The sequence below is a fragment of the Mesorhizobium oxytropidicola genome (assembly GCF_056174625.1).
The window spans coordinates 1,882,501-1,887,500 of record NZ_CM149692.1; the positions used below are offsets into that span (position 1 = coordinate 1,882,501).

Here is a 5,000-nt window from a genome sequence, read left to right on the forward strand (position 1 = left end):
GAAGCTTAGGGTTCGTAGCAATACGAGCGGTAGCGGAGCGTTCTGTAAGCTGATGAAGCCATACCCGTGAGGGGTGGTGGAGGTATCAGAAGTGCGAATGCTGACATGAGTAACGTAAGGGGAGTGAGAGACTCCCCCGCCGAAAGACCAAGGGTTCCTGCTTAAAGCTAATCTGAGCAGGGTTAGCCGGCCCCTAAGACGAGGCGGAAACGCGTAGTCGATGGGAACCACGTTAATATTCGTGGGCTTGGAGGTAGTGACGGATCATTGAGGTAGTCCAATCTTATCGGATTGAACGGGCTGCTGCGTGGTTCCAGGAAATAGCTCCTCCTTATAAACCGTACCCGAAACCGACACTGGTGGTCTGGTAGAGTATACCAAGGCGCTTGAGAGAACTATGCTGAAGGAACTCGGCAAATTGCACGCGTAACTTCGGAAGAAGCGTGACCCTTTTCCACGCAAGTGGAGGAGGGTGGCACAGACCAGGGGGTAGCGACTGTTTATCAAAAACACAGGGCTCTGCGAAGTCGCAAGACGACGTATAGGGTCTGACGCCTGCCCGGTGCTGGAAGGTTAAGAGGAGGGGTGCAAGCTCTGAATCGAAGCCCCAGTAAACGGCGGCCGTAACTATAACGGTCCTAAGGTAGCGAAATTCCTTGTCGGGTAAGTTCCGACCTGCACGAATGGCGTAACGACTTCCCCGCTGTCTCCAGCATAGACTCAGTGAAATTGAATTCCCCGTGAAGATGCGGGGTTCCTGCGGTTAGACGGAAAGACCCCGTGCACCTTTACTATAGCTTTACATTGGCATTCGTAGTGGCATGTGTAGGATAGGTGGTAGGCTTTGAAACCTGGGCGCCAGCTCAGGTGGAGCCACCCTTGAAATACCACCCTTATTACTATGGATGTCTAACCGCGGCCCGTTATCCGGGTCCGGGACAATGTATGGTGGGTAGTTTGACTGGGGCGGTCGCCTCCTAAAGAGTAACGGAGGCGCGCGATGGTGGGCTCAGAACGGTCGGAAATCGTTCGCTGAGTGCAATGGCATAAGCCTGCCTGACTGCGAGACTGACAAGTCGAGCAGAGACGAAAGTCGGTCATAGTGATCCGGTGGTCCCGCGTGGAAGGGCCATCGCTCAACGGATAAAAGGTACGCCGGGGATAACAGGCTGATGACCCCCGAGAGTCCATATCGACGGGGTTGTTTGGCACCTCGATGTCGACTCATCGCATCCTGGGGCTGGAGCAGGTCCCAAGGGTATGGCTGTTCGCCATTTAAAGCGGTACGTGAGTTGGGTTCAGAACGTCGTGAGACAGTTCGGTCCCTATCTGCCGTGGGTGTAGGAATATTGAAAGGATCTGTCCCTAGTACGAGAGGACCGGGATGGACGGATCTCTGGTGGACCTGTTGTGGCGCCAGCCGCATAGCAGGGTAGCTATATCCGGACGGGATAACCGCTGAAGGCATCTAAGCGGGAAACCCACCTTAAAACGAGTATTCCCTGAGAACCGTGGAAGACGACCACGTTGATAGGCCGGGTGTGGAAGAGCGGCAACGCTTGAAGCTTACCGGTACTAATAGTTCGATCGGCTTGATCGTTCTCATTCCTTATGCTCATCTGACAAAGTCAGATGGTCTGCCAGCGCTCACGCATGAGCGGCCCTTACGGGCCTATGCTCCGCGAGGGCGCCGGAAAACCGGCGACGCGCAGTCGCGCTTGCGGGCTTACGCCGAAAGCCACAAACGTCGCCTTGGCACAGAAAACAGCTTCTCGAACAACGTGCGTTTTGCCGACCTGGTGGTTATGGCGGAGCGGCTGCACCCGATCCCATTCCGAACTCGGCCGTGAAACGCTCCAGCGCTGATGGTACTTCGTCTCAAGACGCGGGAGAGTAGGTCGCTGCCAGGTCTGCTAAACGCACGTTGAACTCACATCCAAGCGGATGTCAGTGAAATCTTCTCTCTACGAACAAGGCCCGCCAAGGGACCACGGGCCGCGTAAGCGGCCCTTTCATTTGGTGAGCCATCTACCTATTTGTAAGCCAGCCTAGTCGTAGGTGTGCGCTTACGTCCAAAGCAAGCAAACGCTTGCTCAGATCAGCAAGCAAACGCTTGCTTAGTTCGGCAAGCAAACGCTTGCCTAGTTCGGCAAGCAAACGCTTGCCTAGTTCGGCAAGCAAACGCTTGCCTAGAGGTGGCGCGGGGTGGAGCAGCCCGGTAGCTCGTCAGGCTCATAACCTGAAGGTCACAGGTTCAAATCCTGTCCCCGCAACCAAATCAAAATCGGCCCGCCTCAAGCGGGCCTTTTTTGTATTTAGCTGTCGGCGCCGGCGACTTTAACCCTCAGCAGCAGCCCGCAAGCAGGCCTTGCCGACCCGCGGTACAGAAAAGCCAAATCCTCTCCCCAAAACCAAATCAAAATCGGCCAGCCTGGATCAATGCCGGCCGGCCGTTTTGCTTTTAGGGACTGATGGTGGACCGCCGATCGGCGCCCCGCAACCAGCCAAAGCCAAAGCCGCCAGACAGATACCGCAAAGCCTCTCAACAAAACCAACATCACAAACGGCCCGCTAGGCTCTAAGCCGGCGGGCCGTTTGCGTTTGCGGCGCGGACGTCGTCAGTCGATGAGGAACGCAGGGCTTGAAAGAGGATTCAGCCCAACCGCGAAAAAAGAATCGGACCTTCTTGGAGCAGAAGCCGACGGCAAAGGCCGAATCGAAGCGGTGATCCACAACCAAATGCGAAATGATTTTAGCCAGCGGGCTTCTTTTTCAGCCGGCTTCGGTGCCGTCATCTCTCCTGGATGACGAGAGCAGATTGCTGCAGCGGTCAATTGCGGGTTCGATTGCGGCGCGGCAATCAACGTGAGAGCGCAGCGTCAATCAGGATGAGAATGCCGGCGGATTGGAACGCAGGGAGGGCGTAGCCCGACCGGAGTTTCAATCCGCCGGCGGCGCGCTCCTTATCGGGGGCGTTCGTCTGGTGATCACGGTCGACCGGGTATGCCGGTGGTTTTTCCGATTTGGAGGAATCACTTTGTGCCCGGCCGCCATGTAACCGATCACCAGATGAGGCTTTTCATGAAGTTCCGGCAGACCAATACGACGGCAGTCGCGGCGGCGAAGGCGTCGATCAGTATCGCCACGGCCTATCGCATCGAGAAGGATTCGAGACTGCCCTCACAGAAGAAGGCGCCGCGGCAACGGCGCCGTGCCGACCCTCTCGCCGATATTTTCGAAGCCGAGGTCGTACCCATGCTGAGGGCAGCTCCGGGCATTCGGGCGATCGCCATCTTCGACGAGATGATCCGGCGTCATCCCGAGCTTGGAGCCGGCATTCGCCGCACGATCGAGCGCCGGGTCCGAGCCTGGCGCGCCGTCCATGGCGAGGAACAGGAGGTCATTTTCCGGCAGGTTCACGTACCCGGGCGCATGGGATTGTCGGATTTCACCGACATGGCCGCCGCCGGCGTCACGATCGTGGGCCAGCCACTCGATCACCGGCTCTACCATTTCCGGCTCGCCTATTCCGGCTTCGAGCATGCGCATGTCGTGCTCGGCGGCGAGAGTTTCGTCGCTCTGGCGGAAGGCCTGCAGAACGCGCTGTGGTCGCTCGGCGGAGCTCCCCGCGAGCATCGCAGCGACAGCCTGTCGGCGGCGTTCCGCAACCTGGATAAGGACGCCCGGGAGGACCTGACGCGCCGCTACGACGAACTGTGCGGCCACTACGGCATGACCCCTTCCCGCAACAATCGCGGCATCGCGCATGAGAACGGCTCCGTCGAAGGCCCGCACGGCCATCTCAAGCGGGCGATCAATGACGCGCTGCTGATGCGGGGATCGAGCGATTTCGACGACCTGGCAGCCTATCGTCGCTTTGTCGACGAGATCGTCAGCCGCGTGAATGCTCGCAACTCCAAGCGCATCGACGTCGAGCGGGCCGAACTCCAGGAACTGCCCGTCCGGCGCACTTCCGACTACGAGGAGGTCACCGTGCGCATCACGTCATCGGGCGGGTTCACGCTGCGCAAGGTGTTCTACACCGTGCCCTCACGCCTGATCGGCCACCGCCTCAGAGTGCGGCTTTTCGATGATCGGCTGGATATCTTCATCGGCGGCACGCAGCTCATGACGCTGCCGCGCGGGCGCGCCTCTTCAAACGGCAAGCACGACCAGGTCGTCAATTATCGGCATGTCATCCATTCGCTGCGCCGCAAGCCGATGGCGCTGCTCAACCTCGTCTATCGTGACCAGCTCTTCCCCCGCGAGGCCTACCGGCGAACCTTCGACGTGCTCATAGAGCGACTGCCTGAGCGGCAGGCCTGCCGCACCATGGTCGAGCTTCTCGCAATGGCGCACGAGCGCGGCTGCGAGAGCGAACTGGCTGATCAACTGACCGCCTCGCTACAGGCACGGCGATTGCCCAACATGGCTGCTTTGCGGGAACGGTTCGCGCCGGATCCCGCCCGGCTGCCGAGTGTCGTCGTGCGTCTTGCTCCGCTCAACGCCTATGAAGCCCTGCTTGGCCCCAACCTGACAGGAGATGCGGCATGAAGACGAACCCCGCTGTCGATTCCGCCAGGGTGAGCTTGCTCCTCAACGAACTGCGCCTGCCGGCCATCAAGGTTATGTGGCCGCTGTTTGCCGAACAGGCCGACAAGGAAGGCTGGCCCGCCGCCCGCTTTCTCGCCGCGATCACCGAGCACGAGATGGCCGAACGCGATCGACGCCGCATCGAGCGGCATCTCGCCGAAGCCCGCCTGTTGCCGGGAAAGACCCTCGATGCTTTCGAGTTCGAGGCGGTGCCGATGATCTCAAAGGCGCAGGTGATGGCGATCACCGCCGGCGACAGCTGGCTCGAGAAGGGAGCGAACCTGCTTCTGTTCGGCCCGCCCGGCGGCGGGAAGAGTCATCTCGCCTCGGCCATCGGCCTCGCCCTCATCGAGAACGGGTGGCGGGTCATGTTCACTCGCACCACCGATCTCGTTCAGAAGCTTCAG

At 59.5% G+C, this 5,000-nt stretch carries 3 protein-coding genes, 1 tRNA gene and 2 rRNA genes (2 of these 6 only partly in view); all 6 read left to right on the top strand.

All coding sequences use genetic code 11. The annotated features are described in order from the left end of the window. A 23S ribosomal RNA gene (locus AC0V8S_RS09440) occupies positions 1-1,600 on the top strand; it begins 1,255 nt to the left of the window's first position. 195 nt (positions 1,601-1,795) lie between these two features. Next, positions 1,796-1,910: ribosomal RNA gene (gene rrf, locus AC0V8S_RS09445) — 5S ribosomal RNA — on the top strand. A 289-nt stretch (positions 1,911-2,199) separates the two neighbouring features. Then, a tRNA-Met gene (locus tag AC0V8S_RS09450) sits at positions 2,200-2,276 on the top strand. A gap of 349 nt (positions 2,277-2,625) precedes the next feature. Beyond that, positions 2,626-2,808 carry a hypothetical protein gene (locus AC0V8S_RS09455; protein ID WP_183463364.1) on the top strand — a complete coding sequence of 61 codons (183 nt, stop codon included), beginning with the start codon at positions 2,626-2,628 and terminating at the stop codon, positions 2,806-2,808. A 231-nt stretch (positions 2,809-3,039) separates the two neighbouring features. Continuing rightward, positions 3,040-4,554: an IS21 family transposase gene (gene istA / locus AC0V8S_RS09460; RefSeq protein WP_475437506.1), complete on the top strand. Its 1,515-nt coding sequence runs from the start codon at positions 3,040-3,042 to the stop codon at positions 4,552-4,554. Then, positions 4,551-5,000, top strand: partial view of an IS21-like element helper ATPase IstB gene (gene istB, locus AC0V8S_RS09465; protein ID WP_475437507.1) — the 5' portion only. Its footprint extends 366 nt past the window's final position; the window shows 450 of its 816 coding nt (coding positions 1-450); it begins with the start codon at positions 4,551-4,553; its stop codon lies off the right edge, out of view. Before istA ends, istB begins: the two co-directional genes overlap by 4 nt.